Annotated in this window: 15 protein-coding genes; 13 read left to right on the top strand and 2 right to left on the bottom strand. The window is 67.0% G+C overall.

The features are described 5' to 3' along the window. Positions 1-32: 32 nt before the first annotated feature. From ACIQ51_RS01225 to ACIQ51_RS01205, 5 genes are all read left to right on the top strand, one after another. The gene (locus ACIQ51_RS01225; RefSeq protein WP_396203176.1) at positions 33-1,112 is read left to right on the top strand and encodes a 6-phosphofructokinase; all 1,080 of its coding nucleotides are present in this window, start codon (positions 33-35) and stop codon (positions 1,110-1,112) included. Positions 1,113-1,306: 194 nt separating this feature from the next. Then, the gene (locus ACIQ51_RS01220) at positions 1,307-2,290 is read left to right on the top strand and encodes a hypothetical protein (RefSeq protein WP_396203175.1); all 984 of its coding nucleotides are present in this window, start codon (positions 1,307-1,309) and stop codon (positions 2,288-2,290) included. Positions 2,291-2,361: 71 nt separating this feature from the next. After that, positions 2,362-5,088, top strand: a complete 2,727-nt coding sequence (locus ACIQ51_RS01215; RefSeq protein ID WP_396203174.1) for a DEAD/DEAH box helicase — start codon at positions 2,362-2,364, stop codon at positions 5,086-5,088. 235 nt (positions 5,089-5,323) lie between these two features. After that, a complete protein-coding gene (locus ACIQ51_RS01210) occupies positions 5,324-5,941 on the top strand; it encodes a TetR/AcrR family transcriptional regulator (protein WP_396203173.1) in 618 nt (205 codons plus the stop codon). 112 nt (positions 5,942-6,053) lie between these two features. After that, complete coding sequence (locus ACIQ51_RS01205; RefSeq protein ID WP_396203172.1) at positions 6,054-6,746, top strand: sigma-70 family RNA polymerase sigma factor; 693 nt, start codon at positions 6,054-6,056, stop codon at positions 6,744-6,746. Between the two features lie 86 nt (positions 6,747-6,832). Here the strand turns inward: ACIQ51_RS01205 and ACIQ51_RS01200 are convergent, their stop codons facing one another. After that, on the bottom strand, positions 6,833-7,369 hold the full coding sequence (locus ACIQ51_RS01200) for a DUF84 family protein (RefSeq protein WP_396203171.1): 537 nt from the start codon (positions 7,367-7,369) through the stop codon (positions 6,833-6,835). 167 nt (positions 7,370-7,536) lie between these two features. Here ACIQ51_RS01200 and ACIQ51_RS01195 point away from each other — a divergent pair, with 167 nt between their 5' ends. Continuing rightward, entirely contained in the window at positions 7,537-8,130 is a 594-nt protein-coding gene (locus ACIQ51_RS01195; RefSeq protein WP_396203170.1) for a CGNR zinc finger domain-containing protein, read from the top strand. Between the two features lie 75 nt (positions 8,131-8,205). Here the strand turns inward: ACIQ51_RS01195 and ACIQ51_RS01190 are convergent, their stop codons facing one another. Beyond that, entirely contained in the window at positions 8,206-9,123 is a 918-nt protein-coding gene (locus tag ACIQ51_RS01190) for a universal stress protein (RefSeq protein ID WP_396203169.1), read from the bottom strand. Positions 9,124-9,210: 87 nt separating this feature from the next. Here ACIQ51_RS01190 and ACIQ51_RS01185 point away from each other — a divergent pair, with 87 nt between their 5' ends. The 7 genes from ACIQ51_RS01185 (at position 9,211) to ACIQ51_RS01155 (ending at position 19,075) form a co-directional block, all read left to right on the top strand. Continuing rightward, positions 9,211-9,663, top strand: coding sequence for an acyl-CoA thioesterase (locus ACIQ51_RS01185; RefSeq protein ID WP_396203168.1), 453 nt, complete (start codon positions 9,211-9,213; stop codon positions 9,661-9,663). A gap of 49 nt (positions 9,664-9,712) precedes the next feature. Then, positions 9,713-10,969: a 4-hydroxy-3-methylbut-2-enyl diphosphate reductase gene (locus tag ACIQ51_RS01180; protein ID WP_396203167.1), complete on the top strand. Its 1,257-nt coding sequence runs from the start codon at positions 9,713-9,715 to the stop codon at positions 10,967-10,969. 33 nt (positions 10,970-11,002) lie between these two features. Beyond that, positions 11,003-12,601: a bifunctional metallophosphatase/5'-nucleotidase gene (locus ACIQ51_RS01175; RefSeq protein ID WP_396203166.1), complete on the top strand. Its 1,599-nt coding sequence runs from the start codon at positions 11,003-11,005 to the stop codon at positions 12,599-12,601. A 48-nt stretch (positions 12,602-12,649) separates the two neighbouring features. Further along, on the top strand, positions 12,650-13,459 hold the full coding sequence (locus ACIQ51_RS01170; protein ID WP_396203165.1) for an SDR family NAD(P)-dependent oxidoreductase: 810 nt from the start codon (positions 12,650-12,652) through the stop codon (positions 13,457-13,459). A gap of 41 nt (positions 13,460-13,500) precedes the next feature. Beyond that, positions 13,501-14,685: an acyl-CoA dehydrogenase family protein gene (locus ACIQ51_RS01165; RefSeq protein WP_396203291.1), complete on the top strand. Its 1,185-nt coding sequence runs from the start codon at positions 13,501-13,503 to the stop codon at positions 14,683-14,685. Positions 14,686-14,689: 4 nt separating this feature from the next. Then, positions 14,690-15,811: a phosphotransferase family protein gene (locus tag ACIQ51_RS01160; protein WP_396203164.1), complete on the top strand. Its 1,122-nt coding sequence runs from the start codon at positions 14,690-14,692 to the stop codon at positions 15,809-15,811. Between the two features lie 90 nt (positions 15,812-15,901). Next, positions 15,902-19,075 carry a WD40/YVTN/BNR-like repeat-containing protein gene (locus tag ACIQ51_RS01155; protein ID WP_396203163.1) on the top strand — a complete coding sequence of 1,058 codons (3,174 nt, stop codon included), beginning with the start codon at positions 15,902-15,904 and terminating at the stop codon, positions 19,073-19,075. The last annotated feature ends 75 nt before the right edge of the window (positions 19,076-19,150 follow it).

The following is a 19,150-nucleotide window of genomic DNA, read 5'->3' as shown; positions in this document are numbered from 1 at the left end:
CTTTCGCCCTCTGTCACGTCATTTACAGAAACATGCGAATTGCCATCTCCACTGGCGGCGGTGACGCCCCTGGTCTCAATGCGGTCATTCGGGCGGCCGTCCTTTCGGCGCGTACCCGCGGCTGGGACGTCCTCGGTATCAAGCGTGGCTTCGCCGGGCTGCTGGGGGAGGACGAGATTGTGCCACTCACGGTCGACAGCGTGCGCGGCATCGCCGGCCAGGGCGGCACCATTATCAAGACCACCAACCGCGGCAGCCCGTTCGCCTATCCCCTCCAGCAGCCGGATGGGAGCTGGACGCACATCGACCGGTCGGACGAGCTCGTAGAGAACGCCCGCAACCTTGGCATTGAGGCGATCATCTCGATCGGTGGCGACGGGTCGCTCAAGATCGCACAGCAGCTATCGGCCAAGGGCGTGCGGGTGGTGAGTGTCCCCAAGACGATCGACAACGACGTGGCGGGGACCGTCACGACCTTCGGCTTTGACACGGCCGTGAACACGGCGATGGAAGCGATCGACAAGCTGCACACGACCGCTGAGTCGCACGATCGCGTCATGGTGCTCGAGGTGATGGGGCGCGAGGCCGGCTTCATTGCCCTGCACGCCGGCGTGGCCGGTACGGCCGACGTGATCCTGATTCCCGAGATCGAGTGGGAGCTGGCAAAGGTCTGCGACAAGATCATGACGCGTGATGCGAGCGGAAAGCGCTTCAGCATCGTGGTGGTGGCCGAGGGGGCGAAGCCCAAGGGAGGCCATGAATCGATCATCGGGGCGTCGCTCCCCGGGCAAGATCGCCGGCTCGGCGGCATCGCCGAGCGTCTGGGGTTCGACATCCAGCGCGTCACGGGAAAGGAGACACGCGCGATGGTGCTGGGGCACCTGCAGCGCGGCGGTTCGCCCACCGGCTACGACCGTCTGCTGGCCACGCGCTTCGGTGCGGCGGCGGTCCAGGCCGTGGCCGACAAGAAGTGGGGACATATGGTGGCGCTGCAGTCGCCGCATCTGGTGACGATTCCGATCGACGAGGTCCTGCGCGAGACGAAGCGCGTGGACCCGAAGCACGACATCGTCCAGACGGCCCGGATGATCGGGATCAGCTTTGGGGATTGAGGGCGGTGCGTGCGACGCGGATCCTCCCCCTGTTCGTAGGGTAGTGTCGTGCCGATACTTCCGGTCAGCTGGCCGCTCCGGCCGGGTATGACACCCCCTCTGCCCCGGTGATCTGCGGGTGATCCAGGGGGCGTTCACGGCGGACGCGAACGAGGTCCCTGTTGGAGGACGTGCGGATGCAGTTTCACACGACAATGCCCAAGCGCCTGATGGCGGCAGCGATCGTCCTGAGTCTCTCCGTGACGGCCGGCAGCGCCATGGCGCAGTCGAAGGACACGAATCGCGACGACAAGAGTGGCGTCCCCAAGGAGTTCGAGCCGCCGGCGGGGATGTGCCGCGTCTGGATCGACGGGGTCCCGCCGCAGCAGCAGCCCGCACCCACCGACTGCGCCGCCGCGGTGCGCAACCGGCCGGCCAATGCGCGGGTGATCTACGGCCCCGACAAGGCGAAGGGGAAGAAGATCGACGACCTCCCGGTCAGGACGCTGCGCGGGACGGAGCCGAAGAAGGGGCCGCCGCTCGTTCCACCCGATCTATCGTTGGTCGATCCGCGGGGGCGGGCGGCGTGGGACGCCAAGAAGATCACCGATGAACAGTTGTACGGCGACCGGCCGGCGATGACCTCGCCGGCTTCGTCGTATCCGGGCACGGCATCGTCACAGGCTGGGCCCATCGGGTCACACGCCGGGCCCGGCGCGGGGTATGTGACGCCCGGGGGGGTGGTGGTACCGGGGGTGGTGAACGATCCGCGCTACTTCGTGCCAGGCCGCAACCCGCCCGGGACGGGCTCATCGGTGTGTCTCGACCGTGATGGTGATGGCTGGTGCGACGACCTGCGCTACGGGCCGCCGGTGTGCACGGACCGCGACACGGACGGCCGTTGCGATGATCTCCCGGAGTTCGCCTCGCGCGCCTATCCGCAGGTACTCCCGCCGATGCGCAGCGCGCTCGAGGTGATCGAGGGGCGTCCCAGCAGCGAGGTCATGCAGTGGCTCGGCACCAACGAATTCGCCGTACGCATCCCGGATCAGGGGCGGGGCGGGGTGCCGTGGCGGGCCATCTTTCTCGATGGGGCGGGGGAGCTGCTGCAGGTGTGGACGGACGTGAACCGCGATGGTCGGGCGGACCGAGTCGAGGTGTTCCGCGGCGGACAGCGGGTCAAGCTGATCCAGCGGTAGGGGCCGGGGCGCCCCAGACCCCGCCCCAGACCCCGCCCCAGACCCAGAGCGTCCCGGGGTAGATTGAGCGCGTGAGAGAAACCACCGATCGTTTTCTGCCGCCCGACCGCGAGACCTACCTCGCGGCCAAGCCGAGTACCGGCCGCGTCATCGTCATCGCACCCACACGCGCCGCGTGCGAGACCATCGAACTCGCCGTCGGCTTGCACCTCGACACCTTTCTCGAGCGCACCCGCGGTGTCGATCTGCGGCGGCTGGCCGCGAGTGGCGACGGCTTCGGCATCGTCGCCGGCACCGGCACCGGAAAAACCCTCGCCATTCGCCCCATCGCGGAGACGATCCTCGGCACCACCGACCTTCGCGTGGGCGTGGTCAATCGCGAGCGGGAGGCTACGCCCGAGACTCCGAGCTGGAACGTCGTCATCGTCACCACCGGCATCGCCCGTCGCTGGTTCCAGGATGGCGACATTCTGGCCACCGACACCTTGGTCGTGGACGAGATCCACCAGACCAGCGCCGAGCTCGAACTCTGCCTCGCGCTCGGCAAGCGCGTGGGATGTCGCTACATCTGGCTCTCCGCCACGGTCGATCCGACCTTCTACGCGCGCTATCTCGAGAGCGCAGAAGTGCTGCAGGTCTCCGCGTTCGATGCGACCAAGGCGGCCAAGGTCGACGTGGAGCGCAAGCAGCCACTCCAGTTCCTCGACGACCGGTTCCTGCAGAAACTCGCGCGCAGCGAACGTGGCGTAGCGATCTTCATGCCCACGCGAGCGAGCGTGGAGGAGGCGGCCGAGTGGGTGCGCGCGCGCTTTCCACGCATCACCGCGGCGCACTACCACGGTGGTGAGCCCATTCGTGTGATCCGCCCCTTTCTCGAGGGGGTGGTGCCCAAGCCCTTCTTCCTTGCCATGACGGCAGCGGGGCAGAGCGCGCTGAATGTGCCGGGGCTCGACACCGTCATCATCGACGACACGCGTTTCACCAACGTGATCGATCGCGGTCGCAACGTGCTCACGCGCGTGAATCTCGGCGCCAACGAGATCCTGCAGATGGCGGGGCGCGTGCACGGTCGCGTGGAGGGCGGGCGTGTGTACATCCTGAGCGATCGCGACATCCGCTTTGCGGCGCTGCGTCCCACCGAACCCGAGTTCCAGCTTGCCGGTGACAGCGAGCGTGTCGCCCTCACCTGCGCCGATCTCGGCGTGCGCGCCGATACCCTCGATCTGCCGGTACCGCTCGACCGCACCGCTTATCGCAAAGCGCTCGCGCATCTCGAGTCGCGCGGCCTGATCGAAAACGGCCGGCTCACCGGTTACGGTCGCGCCGTGGAGAAGCTCCCCGTGGAGCGCGCGTGGGGGGAGCTCATCGTGAACGCCGACGATGACCTGCTGCCCGCGCTCGCGGTGATGAGCGGCATCGAGTCGCTGCACCGCATGACGCGCGAGGGGCGCGATCTCGAGGGGCTGGTGGTGCGCGGCAGTGATCACCTCACCGCGTACAACGTGTACGCCGAGGCCTTCCGCGTGGCGGGGTACATCGGCGAAGTGTACGGATTGCCGCGCCACATGTTCGAGGCGGAGCGCATCGCACACTGGGCCGAGAACCGCGGTGTGTTGGTCAAGTCGCTCGAAGACGCGGCGCTGGCGATGGCCAGCGTGTATCGCAGCGTGGGGATGCCGCTGCCCCAAACACTGCCCATCGCGGGGCACGCGATGCACCGCACGTTCGGCGACCTGCTCGCGCGCTTCATGCCCTTCGATCTCGTGATCGAGGAGGAGACCGTCGACGGGCACGAGGCCCGGGTGTCAAAGACCAGCGTGTGCGGCTCGTGGGGGGCGGTGGCTGGTACGCTTCGCTACTTCGCCGACCGCTTCGGCATCCCGCGCGCGAGCATCGAGGGCACGCAGCTCTCGATGGATCTCGTGCGGCAGTATGCGCAGCGGCACGAGCCTGAACTTGCGCTCGACGCGGACCGCAAGCACTCGCCTGTGCTGCTGCGGCGACGCGTGACCTATGTCGGTTTCGAACTGTCGCGCGAGAGCGAGCCACTCCCGGTGTTTCCGCCGGAATACGCGGCGGGGGCGCGCCACCTGCTGGCCGAGGCGGCGGCACGGGGAGAGCTCCGGCACAGTGCCGTGCGACGCAATCAGCCGGTGGTGGAAGAGATCCGCGAGGTGTGGCGTCGCCTCGGCGGCATCACGCCGCGGCTTGGGCAGGCCGAGCTTACTGCCTGGTATGAGGCGCACATGGGGGAGGCCGCGAGCTGGGAGGAGATCCGGGCGCTCGCCATGCTGATCGACCGTCGCGACTTCGTGACCGAGGCGCAGCTCGCCACGGCGCGGGCGTTGCCTGGGGCCGTGGAGATCCGCGATCGGACGGTGTCGATCGACTATGACGTAGAGGAGCACGACGGCGGGCGCATTCCCGTCGCGCGGCTGCGGTTGCCGGAGAAGCTGGCGCGCACCCTGGTGCATGAGGAGCTCCCCACGCTCGACCGTGCACTGCGTTTCATCGTCCCTCGCGGACAGCGCGGTGCGGTCCGCGCCGACGACCTGCTGGCGCTGCAGGACAAGCTGGACCTGCCGTTCACCGACGAGGAGCGTGCCGCTCACGATCGTAGCGCCCAACGAAGCGAGGTGCGCGGTCACGGCCGCCATGAGCGCAGCGGTGGCCGTCCAGGTGGCGGCCGTTCTGGCGGCGGCCGTCCTGGAGGCGGCCGTCCTGGGAGCCATGGCGGGCGAGGGGGCGGCAAGGGCGGCGGGCATCGCCATCCCGGCAAGGGTCGCGGTCACCGCTGAGCGTCAGGGTCGGGCCGACGGCCCAGTCCTTCTACGGAGGCAGCGGCACGAGGCGCCCCCGACCGCTCCCGGCCCTCGATAGGACCGATCGGTCCAATCTTTGTGGGTTCCGGAGGTTGTTCGTCGACCGGTCTGAATTGATCGAAAAACCCTAAGTCACGACAATGAAAAGGTTTGCGTGCCAGCAAACCGCCCCCTTGCGCATTGGACTACTTGGTCCTAACGTATGCGCACGATGTCAGACAGACGCACGCAGATCCTCGACGCCGCCGCAACGCTTATCTCCGAGCGTGGATTCACCTCCACGTCGGTGGACGACGTCATCAAGGGCGCGAAACTCAGTGGGAAGAGTCACTTCTACCACTACTTCAAGTCCAAGGAAGAGCTGGGCTACGAAGTGCTGAACCGCCAGTTCGAGCGATTTGCCGAGCGTGGTTTGGCGATTCTGCGCGAGCCCATGATCGATCCGCTCGAGCGACTGAATCTCTTCATCGATGCCGTAGTGGCGCTGCAGTCGGAGAGTGGTGGTCGCCGCGGGTCGCCGTTCGGCAACCTTGCGGCAGAACTGGCCGATGCGCACGAGGGGTTCCGGGTGCGCATCGAGGCCGTCTTCGAGCGGTGGGCGAGTCAGATCCGCTCCCTGCTCTGGGAAGCACGTCCGCAGTTGCACGATGACGTCGATGCCGTGCGGCTGTCGCGCTTCATCATCGCGGCGCTCGAGGGCGCCGTGCTCATGACCCGAGTCAAACGCGACTTGTCAGTGCTCGAAGGGATCGCGGCGGATCTCAAACGCTTCATCGCCATGCATGTCCGCGACGGTGCGGCCATGCAGCACGGCCGGGCTCTCGAGTAGGCACGAGACGGCCGGTGCAGATGCATGACGAAGACTCTGGCGTGAGCATGTCGGTTTGCGCAGAGGTAGCTGACGGCGACGGTCGCGCAGGGCGCGGCTTTGGAGACGGACCATGGTGAGCATGAACGACGACGTGATGACGCAGGCAGTGGTGGAGCGCGCAGGCGCCACCAGTGAGTCCCAGCCCGCCCCCGCGCTCTCCCTCGAGGAGCGTGCGGCGCGTCGTGCCCAGTTCGAGCGCGAGGCGCTCGTTCACTTGGATGCGTTGTATTCGTTCGCGCTCAAACTCGCGCGCTCACGCGATGACGCCGAGGATCTGGTCTCCGACACGCTGCTCCGCGCCCTCGAGCGCTGGGAGCAGTATCACCTCGGCACCAACATCCGCGCGTGGCTCTTCACGATCCTCTATCACGTGTTCGTGAGCCGCAAGCGCCGCATCGATGCGCGCGAGGTGCAGCAGCCGGAGGATACCGAGGGATGGGCGCTGTTCGAGGCCGTCGGGGAAGCCGATCCAGAAGGTAAGTTCTACGACTCCTTCCTCGACGAGGAAATCACGCGCGCCATCCGGTCGCTCCCCGAGGAATACCGGTCAGCGGTCGTGCTGAGCGACCTGCAGGGGTTGCGCTACGCGGAGATCGCGAACGTGCTCGGCGTACCGGAAGGTACGGTCAAGTCGCGCCTCTTCCGCGGTCGTCGCCTGTTGCAGCGGAAGCTCGCCGACTACGCCGTGGAGATGGGCTACCTCAAGCAGTCGGTCGTGCATGCCGTGTTGTCGCCCTCCGTGACCACCCTCATGAGCGCCTGACGCTCGACGTCACCACCGACCGAACCCGAAACCCGGCACCCATCACGGATGGGTTCCGGGTTTTGCGTTTTGCGCGCTCCCAGGGGCTAGGCGTAGAACTCGCCAGCCAACCATGGCGCCAACGCGTAGGCCACCAGCGGTTCGTAGGCCTGTTGCCGGTCCACCAGGCCGGCGGTGAGTATCCCCACGGCTCCACGTCCGTGTTTGGTGCCAACGGTTCGCGCTTCCGCATCCATGGCGTGCCCCAACTCCTCGCCGGCACGGATGCGCGCGGCTACCCGATCGGGGAGCGGCATCGACAACGATCCGCCCACCCCGTCGCGCCCCTCGCGGTCCACAACCACTGCCCAAGCACAGGTGCGCATGCGCCCGTCGGGCAACACGATCACCCCGCCCTCCAACCCCACCGCGATCTCCGCGTGTGGCCGGGCGGCGAGCGCGGCGACGGCCCGCTGCCGCGCGCCCGCCTGGGTCTGTTCATCACCGATCGGCTGATCGGGTACGCCGCTCACCACGGCCATCCCCTCCACCTGCACGTTCGGATCGAGTCGGAGCAGCACCGCGCGCACGGCGGCGATCTTGACGGGATTGGTGGACCCGACGATGACCTGACGAAAAGGCATAGGGCAGTGCAAAAGAGCGAACGGAGCGGTACGGTGCGGACGTAACCGGTAAAGCGCTTGCTTGCCGGGATGTGGACAAGTAACCTCCTGCGAACAGCAACCACCATATGCCCGTCTCCGCTCACGATCCGCGGCGGGCCGATTCGCGCGAGCGGCCTCCGGGGCCGGTGCCACCTCGCACACGACTCTGGCTCGACTTCGTCAATACCGACGCCGCCGCGCAAATGCCCGGGGGCGATTTGCTGCGGGATTTCGAGGCATTGCTCGCCTGGCTGCAGGACGAGGCCGCGGTAGACGAGGAGCGCGCCTCTGGCATCCGCCGTCGCGCCGTGCTGCAACCGGCGGCCGCGGCGGCCACGCTCGTCGATGCCCGACGCGTTCGCGCCGCACTACGGGCGCTCGCCGAACGGGGGGATCACAACGAGCGGGTGCGCGATGACGCCATCGTGGAGATCAACCGGGTGTTGGGACGCAGTGCGGGCACGCGTCGCCTTGATCCCGGCCCCGACGGCGGGTTCGTACGCATCTTCGTGCCCACGGGCGATGCTTTCGCGGGGCTCATGATCCCGATCGTCGAGTCGGCGGCGGACTCACTCATCGAGGACGAACTGCCGCGCGTGCGCCGCTGCGCCGACCCACGCTGTCATCGGGTCTTTCTCGACGGTACCAAGAACGGACTGCGTCGCTGGTGCGACATGGGGACCTGCGGCAACCGGGCCAAGGCGGCACGACATCGGGCGCGGCACGGCGAGGGTCGATGACCACCCTCCGGCGGTAATCCCGTTGGGCGGGCGGCGGTAACGCCGACAATGGTGCCTCGCGCGGCCCGCGATCGATCAGGTGGGCGGCCGATACACCAGCATCGGCACATGCGCGTGTCGAATCACTTCGTCGGCCACGCTCCCCAGCACGAAGCGCTTGACGCCGCCGCGGCCGTGGGTCGCCATCGCGATGGCCCCCACGGCGTCGTCGTTGGCGCACTCGAGGATGCCGCGGGATGCGCTCATATCGGTGAGGGCATGGACCGTCGTGCCGACGGGGCAGGTGGCGGCCATCCGATGGAGATACTCCTCGCGGACATGCTCCTCGACCCGCAGCGCGCTGTCGTCTGCGAGGAGCGCCTCGGTGCCGAATGGCGCCATCGATACGGCGTGCGGCACAGTCACGGCGATCAGGTGCAGCGACATGCCCAGCGCTTCGGCCAGCGCACGAGCGTGCGGCAGGACGGACTCGGCGAATGGCGAGCCGTCGAGGGTGCAGAGCAGCTTGCCGGACGGGAGCGCCGGGTGGTCGCCGGCGGGCTCGCTGCCGGCGCCGCGCACCAGGAGCACGGGGGCCGTGGCTCGCGTGAGAAATGCCGTGGCTACGCTCCCCAGTCGCAGCCGCTCGAAGCCGCTGCGGCCGTGCGTGGTCATCACCACGAGTCCGGGGTGGGTCCGCTCGACATGCTCCTCCAGCGCCTCGACGACCGTACCCTCCAAGAGCATACCGGAGGCGCCGACGCCCTGACTCTGCAGGTGGTGCACCGCGGCGTCGAGTACGCGCTGGTCCCGCTCACGGTGCGCGTGCACCAGCTCTTGATCGTAGACCGGGATGGCCACTTCCCCGGGTACGAACGGGATGTAGGCGCTCGGATCGTGCACGATCACGAGCTGCACGGATGCGCCGGTGCGCCGCGCCAGCGCGGTCGCGACCGGAAGGGCCTGCGCGCTGTGCGCCGAGCCGTCGTAAGGCACCAGGATGGACGAGTACATAGCTTGAGGTTCACCGGGAATCCGCCTGTCGGCCAGAGGGCTTTCCCTTACCGGCCTGTCACAATTGGTCCCCTAGTCCGCCGCCACATGCCTGACGCGCTGCCCGCCCCGTACCGCTGTACCGATCGTGTCCGCTGGGCCGATGTGGACCTCGTCGGCATCATGCGCTACAGCGCCGTGACCCGATTCCTCGAGATGGCCGAGCAGGAGCTGTTGCGGGCGGCCGGCCTGCCCTATGCCTTCATCTTCGAGAAGCCGGAGATCTGGATGCCACGGCGGCACCTCGCCGTGGATTTTCTCTCCCCTGCGCGGATCGACGATCTCCTGACGATGGTGATTTGGGTCTCCCGGTTGGGGGAGAGCTCCCTCACCCTGACCATGGACCTGCAGCAGGAGACCGGGCGGTCGGTGGCCAGAGTGACGCTGGTGATCGTCTGCGTCACCGCCGACACGTTCGGCAAGCGCCCGCTGCCGCGCATCATCCGCGATCGGCTGGCGCCGTACCACTGCACGGACGCGCCGGCGCCCGGCCCAGCCTGACCCCCGCCGGAACCGTCACCCGGGCGGCCTGCGGCGACTAGATTCCGACATGGCCAACAGCACCCCCGACACCTCCGCCTCGACCTACGTCCGCAAGGGATTCGGCCTCAAGGCCGAAGTGCAGGACACCCTGGCTGCCGACTACACCGGGAACCTGGTCGATCTCCTCATCGCTCGCGAATACACGCTGAGTGCAGGAGACACGACCATCCGGCTCGCCCGCGAGTTCGGCTTCTGCTACGGTGTGGAGCGCGCGGTGGACTACGCCTACCAGACGCGGCTCAAGTTTCCCCACAAGCGGATCTTCCTGGCGGGCGAGATCATCCACAACCCGCATGTCAACGCCAAGCTCAAAGAAATGGGCGTGGTGTTTCTCTCCGCCAGCGGCAAGGGTTTCGACTACTCGCCCGTGCGCCCGGACGATGTGGTGATTCTCCCCGCCTTCGGGGTCACCATCCAGGACTTCCAGACGCTGCGCGACCTCGGCTGCGTGATCGTGGATACCACCTGCGGGTCGGTGCTCAACGTGTGGAAGCGCGTGGAGGTGTACGCGCGCGACGGCTTCACCTCACTCATTCACGGCAAGTACTACCACGAGGAAACGCGGGCCACGGCCTCGCAGGTCGAGAAGTACTCCGGCGGGCAGTATCTCGTGGTGCGCGACATGGCCGAAGCCGAACTGGTGATGGACTACATCGAGGCGAAGGCGGGGCGTCCCACACCGCGGGCGCCGCTCTCACGGCACGCATTTCTCGAGAAGTTCGCCGTCTCGGCGTCGGACGACTTCGATCCTGATGTGCACCTCGACCGCATCGGTGTGGCCAACCAGACGACCATGCTGGCGCGCGAGTCGCTGGCGATCGGTGCCGCGGTGGGAGACGCCATGGCGCGCGCCTACGGCGAGTCGCACCGCGCCGAGCATTTCCGCACCTTCGACACGATCTGCAGCGCCACGCAGGACCGCCAGGATGCCGTGGTGGATTTGCTGCGTGAACCGCTCGACCTGATGGTCGTGGTGGGTGGCTACAACTCCAGCAATACGATCTCGCTCGCGGCGCTCTGCGCCGAGCAGGTGCCCACGTATCACATTGCCGATCCCGACGACATCGACGTGGACGGCAACAGCATCCGGTACCGCCGCATCCACAAGCAGCACTTCGAGGACACGATGCATCCGTGGCTGCCCACGGACCGTCCGTTGCGCGTGGGTATCACCGCCGGCGCCAGCACGCCCAACAACAAGATCGGGCAGTCGGTGGCGCGGGTGTTCGCCATTCGCGGTATCGACCCGGCCCGTGTGACCTGAGCGCGTCTCAGTCCCCCCCGCGAGGTCTGTCGAATGGTGACCATGGGTAAGGTGCGGCAGTGGCTGCAGGTCGCGATGACGAGTCTCGCCGTGGGGGGCGCGGCGCTCGTGGGGGCGTGCGGCGGGACGACGTCGTCCGCCGTGTCGCCGGGGCCGACCGGCAGCGATGGCGTGGTGCGCCTGCTGCTCGTGAACGATGTGTACGTGACCGACACACTGCGTGACGGCAAGGGTGGGCTGGCGCGTGTGGCGGCGTTGCGGGATTCGATCGAACAGGCAACACGCTCGCGGGTGCTGTTCGTGCTCGCCGGTGACGTGCTGAGCCCCAGTGTGCTGAGCAAGTGGTACATGGGTGCGCAGATGGTCGACGGTTTCAACGCGGCCCGGCTCGATTTCGCCACCCTCGGGAACCACGAGTTCGACAATTCGCGCGCCAGTCTTGTGGCCCGGCTTGGCGAATCGCGCTTCCCATGGCTCTCGGCGAACTGTGGCGAGGCCGGTGGCGCACCCTTTCCTGGCGTGAAGGGGTGGGACACGCTGCGGCTGGCCGGCGTGAAGGTGGGGATCTTCGGGACGACCGTGGTGCGTGATTATCCGGCCTGGGTGACCTGCCGTGACGCCGACAGCGCCACCACGCGGCTCGTTGATACGCTCGTGTCGCAGGGCGCCGAACTGGTGGTGGGGCTCACCCATCGCTTCATCTTCGAGGATTCCGCCACGCTATACCGCGAGCCGCGCATTCATGCGATTCTTGGCGGCCATGAGCATGACGGCCGCCGCATGGCCCACGAGGGCCGGTTGCTGGTGAAGGCGGTCTCCAACGCGCGCACGGCGGTGCTCGTCACCTTCACGCGCGAGGGCCGAGGCGCCGCCACACGATGGCGCGCGCGCGATCAGGTCTTCGAGATCGGCCAGGGGATGCGCGAGGACCCGGCGACCGCGGCGTCGGTGCAGCGCTGGCGCGATACGCTCACACGTCGCATCGGTCCGGATCGGGTGCTGGGCGTTGCGCCGGAGCCGATCAACGCGGTCGACTCCGTCAGCAAGCGCGAGAGCCGCTTCGGCAACATGATCGCCGATGCGATGCGCGTTGGCACCAAGGCCGACGTGGCAATGATCAATTCGGGCGCGCTGCGCTTCGACGATGTGATGGCGGCAGGGCCCATTTCGAAGCATCAGGTGGAGGGGATCTTCCTCTTTGCCGACGAAACACGGGCCGTGACCTTCCCGATCACCGGTGCCCGCCTGCGGGCGTTGCTTGAAACGGGAGTCCGTCTCGGTGGGCTGGGGAGTGGCCCCTATCCGCAGGTGAGCGGGGTGCGTTTTGCCTTCGACGCCCGGTTGCCGAGTGGGTCGCGGGTGGTGGGTGACCTTCGGCGGGACGACGGCCGCGTCATCGCGCCCTCCGATACTGTGCGGCTGACGTTCGTAACGTACCCCGCCTGCCGAAGCGGCGATGGTTACCGCATTCCCGAGGCGGCACCGACCTGTCGCGCGCTCGAGCAGACGCCCACCGCCGCACCGCGTACGGTTGACCTCGTCATTCAGCACTTCGAACGGATGCAGGGCCGGATCGTCGCGCCATCGCTCGGGCGGGTGCAGCGGCTCGACGTGACGTTGCCCAGTCGGTAGTGCACATTGCGAGCGTGGTCATTCACCGATTCTGACGGGGGTACTCCCATGAGCACGCACGATTTGCATGAACCCCTCACGCCGGCGGGTGCCGACGTGCTCTCCCGTTTTCGTGTCGACGGCAAGGTGGCGATTGTCACGGGCGCCACGCGCGGTATTGGCTTGTCCATCGCCACTACCCTCGCCCGCGCCGGCGCCCGGGTGATGGTCTCCAGCCGTAAGGTGGATCATGTGGACGCCGTGGTGCAGGCGCTGCGTGCCGAAGGGCATGAGGTGGCGGGACTCGCGTCCAATATGGGCACACCGGCCGACGCGCACGAACTGGCCGCGCGCACGGTGGAGCAATTCGACGGCATCGACATCATCGTCAACAACGCCGCGACCAATCCGATGTTCGGGCCGCTGCAGAGCGCCACGAATGAGGCGTTCGACAAGATCTTCGCGGTCAACGTGAAGGGGCCGCTCGAGCTGTGCAAGACGGCGCACGCCATCATGGTGGAGCGCGGCGGCGGTGCGGTGGTGAATATCTCGAGCATCGGTGGGGTCACCCCCGAGGCCGGCCTCGGGCTCTACAGCATGAGCAAGGCGGCGCTGGTGTCGCTTACCAAGGTTATGGCGCAGGAGTGGGGGGCGGACGGCATTCGTGCCAATGTGATCTGCCCCGGGCTCATCAAGACGAAGTTTTCCGCCGCCCTCTGGCAGGACCACGCGATCGCCGACAAGGTGCTGGGACAGCAGCCGCTACGTCGGATCGGTGTGCCCGATGATGTCGCGGGGCTCGCGCTCTTTCTCGCATCGGATGCCTCGGCGTACTGCACCGGCGGGGTGTACATGGTCGACGGGGGCTATCTCACGTGAGACGACCGGCCACCACCGTGAGCGACACGGAGCTCGAGGCGATGCTACAAACGGCCCGTGCCTTCGTACGAGAGGAGCTCGTCCCGCTGGAACCCGAGCTCCTGCACGGTGCCTGGCACGCGATCGAGCCCACCTTGCTGGCGCTCCGTGCACGCGCCCGTGCCTTGGGGCTGTGGGCGCCGTTCTTGCCCACGGCGTACGGCGGACTGGGGCTGCCGCTCGATGCGTTCGCCCGACTCAGCGAAGTCCTCGGCTGGACCCCGTTCGGCCATTTTGTGTGCAACTGTCAGGCGCCCGACGTGGGGAACATGGAGCTGCTGCTGGAGTTCGGCTCCGACGAGCAGAAGCGCACGTGGCTCGAGCCACTCACGCGCGGCGAGATCCGCAGTTGCTTCGCCATGACGGAACCCGAGCATGCGGGGTCCAATCCGGTGAATCTCTCCACCACCGCAGTCCGCGACGGCGCGTCCTGGATCGTCAACGGCCACAAGTGGTTCACCAGCAGCGCCGATGGGGCGGCGTTTGCCGTGGTGATGGCGGTAACCGACCCGGCCGAATCACGAAAGCATTTTCGCGCGAGTCAGATCATCGTGCCTCTCGATACACCGGGCTTTGCGCTGTTGCGCAACTTGCCGGTGATGGGGGAGCGCGGTGGGGGCTGGGCCAGTCACGCCGAAGTGCGATTCGACGATGTGCGCGTTCCGGCGGAGAATCTGCTCGGTCGTCAAGGGCATGGCTTTGCCCTCGCGCAGGAGCGCCTCGGACCGGGGCGCATCCATCATTGCATGCGATGGATCGGTATCTGCGAGCGCGCCTTCGATCTCATGTGCCGTTACGCCGTGACGCGTGAGCTTGGCCCCGGCGATATGCTCGCCGGTAAACAGCAGGTGCAATTCTGGATCGCCGAGTCGCGCATCGACATTCATGCCGCTCGGCTCATGGTGATGGACGCGGCCACACGCATGGCGCGGGACGGGCAGGAGGCCGCGCGTGACGAGATCGCCTACATCAAGGTGTTCGTGGCCAACACGCTGCAGCGCGTGCTCGATCGGGCCATTCAGGTGCACGGCGCGCTGGGGATGACCGACGATACGCCGCTGGCCTGGTGGTATCGTCACGAGCGCGCGGCGCGCATCTATGACGGCGCCGACGAGGTGCACAAGACCGTCATCGCCCGGCGTGCGCTCAAGAGGTACGAGCGCGCGGGCGATGGCGCCGCGGGATGAACCGGTGTCACCCGCTCAGCGTCGCACGCCTGAAGGGACCGGCATGGGTGACGGTACGATCGCCATACGCCCTGGCGAGGAGATCAACGGCGCCGCGCTGCGTGCCTGGCTGTCGGCCGCTGCGCCGGAGCTGGTGAGCGCCGACAGCCGCGTGGAGATCAGGCAGTATGCTGCCGGATTCTCCAATCTCACGTATGAGATCACGCTACGGAGCGCGCGCAGCGCGCGACGGCTGGTGTTACGTCGGCCACCGCGTGGTGTGGCCAAAGGGGTAGCGCACGACATGGGGCGCGAGCACGGTATTCTCGCTGCGCTTCACCCGCTGGGCATTCCGGTGCCGCGCCCGCTGGCCTCCTGCGACGACCCGTCGGTGATCGGCGCCCCGTTTTACCTCATGGAGCATGTGGAGGGCCCTATCCTCCGAGGTCCCCCTCCAGCCTCGCTCGTGGCCGATCGCGATGCGTTGCCCGGGCGCATGGCGGCGTTGTCGCGCACGTTTGTGGAGACGCTGGTCGCGCTGCATCGTGTTGACGTGTCCCACGGGCCACTCGCCGCCTTCGGACGCCCCGACGGATACGTGGAGCGGCAAGTGCAGGGCTGGACTCGGCGCTGGCAGGCCGCTCGCACGCACGACGTACCGGACATGGATGTCGTGGCAGCTTGGCTGAACACCAACCGCCCTGCTGATGCCGGCGCCTGCCTCGTGCACAACGACTTCAAGCTCGACAATCTCGTCCTCGACCCCGACCTGTCGTCCGTGCGGGCTATCCTCGACTGGGAGATGGCCACCGTGGGCGACCCGCTCATGGATCTCGGCACGTCGCTGGCCTACTGGGTGGAAGCGGGCGATGCCCCGATTTTCCGGTCGATGGGGCTCGGCATCACCGTGCTGCCAGGCGCCTACACGCGCCGCGGCCTCGTGGAGGCATACGGTACCGCGAGCGGGCGTGATATCGCGGCGGCGCCGTTCTACCTCACCTTCGGGCTGTTCAAGGTGGCGGTCATTGCCCAGCAGATCCATGCGCGCTTTGTGCAGGGGCTGACGGCCGATCCGCGCTTCAGCGCGCTCGGTCAGGTGGTGGAGGCGCTGGCTCGGCAGGCTGCCGCGACCGCAGCCCAAGGGTAGGCCAGCGCAGGCCGGGCCGGCGCGGATGATCGGAGTTGCGCCGTGGCGCGCCGGGAGGGAAAATCGAAGTTCACTTCGTCCCCCTTTGTCATGACCAGATCTTCCTTCGCGCGCCGAACCGGCGCTCCCATTGCCTTGCTCGCGGCGTGCTGGCCGGCACTGGCCGCGGCGCAGCCGCGCCGTGCTGCCGCTCCGGTTGCCCCGATCGCCGACTCCACCTTCACCGGCCTTGCGTATCGCAACATCGGACCTGCCAACATGTCGGGGCGCATCGCCGACGTGGAGGGTGTGCCCGGTGATCCGTCGATCATCTACGTGGGCAGTGCATCCGGTGGTGTATTCAAGTCCGTGAATGCCGGCACCACCTGGACGCCGATCTTCGACAAGCAGACGACACTCAGTATCGGCGATGTGGTGCTGGAGCCGGGGAATCCCGATGTGGTGTATGTGGGCACGGGCGAAGGCAACCCGCGCAACTCGGTGTCCTTCGGTAACGGCGTGTACAAGAGCACCGACGGTGGCACGAGCTGGAAGTGGCTGGGGCTTGCCGACTCCCGTCACATCACGCGTATGGTGATCAATCCGCGCGACCCGAAGAAGATCTACGCGGCCGCGCTTGGCTCGGAATACGGGCCCAACACCGAACGCGGTGTCTTCATGTCGGAAGATGGCGGCGAAACCTGGAAGCGCACGCTGTATGTGAGCGACCGCCACGGTGCGTCCGATATCGATATCGATCCGCAGAACCCCAATGTGCTGTACGCCGGCATGTGGTACTTCGACCGCAAGCAGTGGACGCATACCTCGGGGGACGAAAAGGGCGGGCTGTACAAGTCGGTAGACGGCGGCAAGAGCTGGACGAAGCTCACCAAGGGGATCCCCGCACTCGTGGGGCGGATCGGTGTGAAGGTCGCGCCCAGCAATCCGCGGGTCGTCTATGCCGTCATGGAAACGAAGGACGGCTTCGTATTCCGCTCCGATGACGCGGGGGAGAGCTGGCAGAAGGTGAGCAGTAATGCCAACACGATCGGGCGTGGCTTCTACTACGCCGACCTGCGCGTCGATCCGAAAAATGAGCATCACGTGTATACGCTGGGCATGTCGTACATGCACAGCATCGATGGGGGGCGCACGTTCACCAACGTGCCGGGCAACTTTCACGGCGATCATCAGGCGCTGTGGATCGATCCGCTCAACCCCAAGCGGTTGCTCATGGGCGATGACGGTGGCCTTGAGGTCTCGTATGATGGCGCCGGCGCTTGGGAGTGGTTCGGCAATCTCCCCGTGGGGCAGTTCTATCAGTTGTCGTACGACATGCGCGAGCCATTCTATCACGTGGCGGGCGGCCTCCAGGACAACGGCGTGTGGACCGGCCCCACGCGCACGCGCAAGAGCGCGATTTTTCTGTGGGACTGGCGCTTCATCCAGTATGGCGACGGCTACTACGCCATTGCGCATCCGGATGATCCCGACTGGTTCCTGAGTGACTATCAGGCCGGTGGCATTCAGGCCACGCACCTCGGTCGCTATGAAGTGCGTGAGGCCTCACCGCAGCCCAAGCGCATGGACGGCTACCCGGCCGACTCCAACAAGGTGCGCTTCAATTGGAATGCACCGATCGTGGCATCGCCGCACGATCCGCGCGTGGTGTACTTCGGTGGCAGCGTCCTCTTCCGAAGCAACGATTGGGGGCGCACGTGGACGCCGCTTGGGGGTGACCTCAGCAAGAACGACAAGTCGCGGCAGGGGAACGCCGGTGGGCCGATCCTGAAGGAAAACACCGTGGCCGAGTACTACGGCACGATCTATTCCTTCGCCGAGAGTCCGGTGAAGAAGGGGGTGTTGTGGGTGGGCACCGACGACGGCAACGTGCAGGTCTCACAGGACGACGGCAAGACGTGGACGAATGTGGCCGCCAATGTGCCGGGCGTTGGCGCGGATGCCGTGGTGAGCGGCCTCGAAGCCTCTCGTGCCGCCGCCGGCACGGCCTACGTCACGTTCGAGCGGCACATGAGCGACGATTTCAAGCCGTATGTGTTCAGGACCACCGACTTCGGCAAGACGTGGACGAACATCACCGGGAATCTCCCCGCCAACGCGTATGCGCAGGTGATCCGTGAGGATCCGAAGAATCCGAATCTGCTCTACTACGGCTCCGAGTATGGCCTGTATGCCTCGTGGAGCGGTGGCACTCAGTGGACGAAGCTGTCGCTCGGCAATCTCCCCGGCGTAGCGGTGCACGAGGTCCTCGTGCATCCGCGTGAGAATGATCTCATCGTGGCCACCCATGGTCGCGCGCTCTGGGTGTTCGATGACGCCACGCCTATTCAGCAGATGAGTGCGGAGGTGGCCGCCAAGCCGGTACACCTCTTCCCGATGCGCACGGCGACGCGCTACAACATGGGCGATCAGTCGCTCAACTTCGGCCACAAGCAGTATCGTGGGCAGAATGCGCAGTACGGGGCACTCATCACGTATTGGATGGCCAAGGCGGACACCGGCGTGAAGGTCGAGATTCTGAAGGACGGCGCCGTCATTCGCCGCCTGCGCAAGGTGCCCGGTACAGCGGGCTTCAATCGCATCGCCTGGGACCTGCGCATGGCCCCGTCGCTTGCGCTGAGTGACACGCCCGCCGACAGCGCCGACGCCGATGGGGCGCGTGGGCGCGTCCCCGGTGCTCAGGTGCTTCCGGGCACCTACACCGTGCGCATCACCGCTGGCGGGCAGACGATGGAGCAGCCGGTCTCGGTCCGTCTCGACCCCACGGCGAAGTTCGCCGAGGCCGAGGTAAAGGCGCAGTTCGAGCAGGCCACCCGACTGGTGGCGACGGTCAATACGTTGATCGAGACGGAGCGCGGCCTGGCCGCATTTGCGGTGCAGGCCCAGGAGCGGGCCAACACGGCCACGGCGCTGCGTGCAGACGCGGCGCGTGAGCTCGTGACCGCCACGCGAGAGGAGTTGCGCAAGCTCGACTCCATCCGCCTACAGCTCACCCGTCCCAACACGGATGTGGCGCCGTACTACTCCGAGGGACCGCGGCCGCTGCAACGGGCCAGCGCGCTGCTGCAAAACGTGGATGCCGGCCTCACCCCCGTGATCCCGGGGCAGGTGGAGTACACCGGCGAAGTCCGGCGTGACGCCGACGTCGTGATCACGATGGTCGATACGCAGGTTGGTGCCACGGCGAAGCGCCTCAACCCGCTGCTCGAAAAGCTCGACCTGCCGAAGCTCGTGCCGCCGGTGAAGAAGCCGATCGCGATGTAGGACAGCAACCCGCAACGCGAAACGCGAAACCCGAAACTCCCGGCGGACCGCGGAGAGTTTCGGGTTTCGTGTTTC

It is taken from the genome of Gemmatimonas sp. (genome assembly GCF_044344655.1).
In the GTDB taxonomy this organism is placed as follows: Bacteria; Gemmatimonadota; Gemmatimonadetes; order Gemmatimonadales; family Gemmatimonadaceae; genus Gemmatimonas.
Note: the sequence above shows the minus strand (reverse complement) of the source record. Positions and strands in the feature narration are given on the sequence as shown.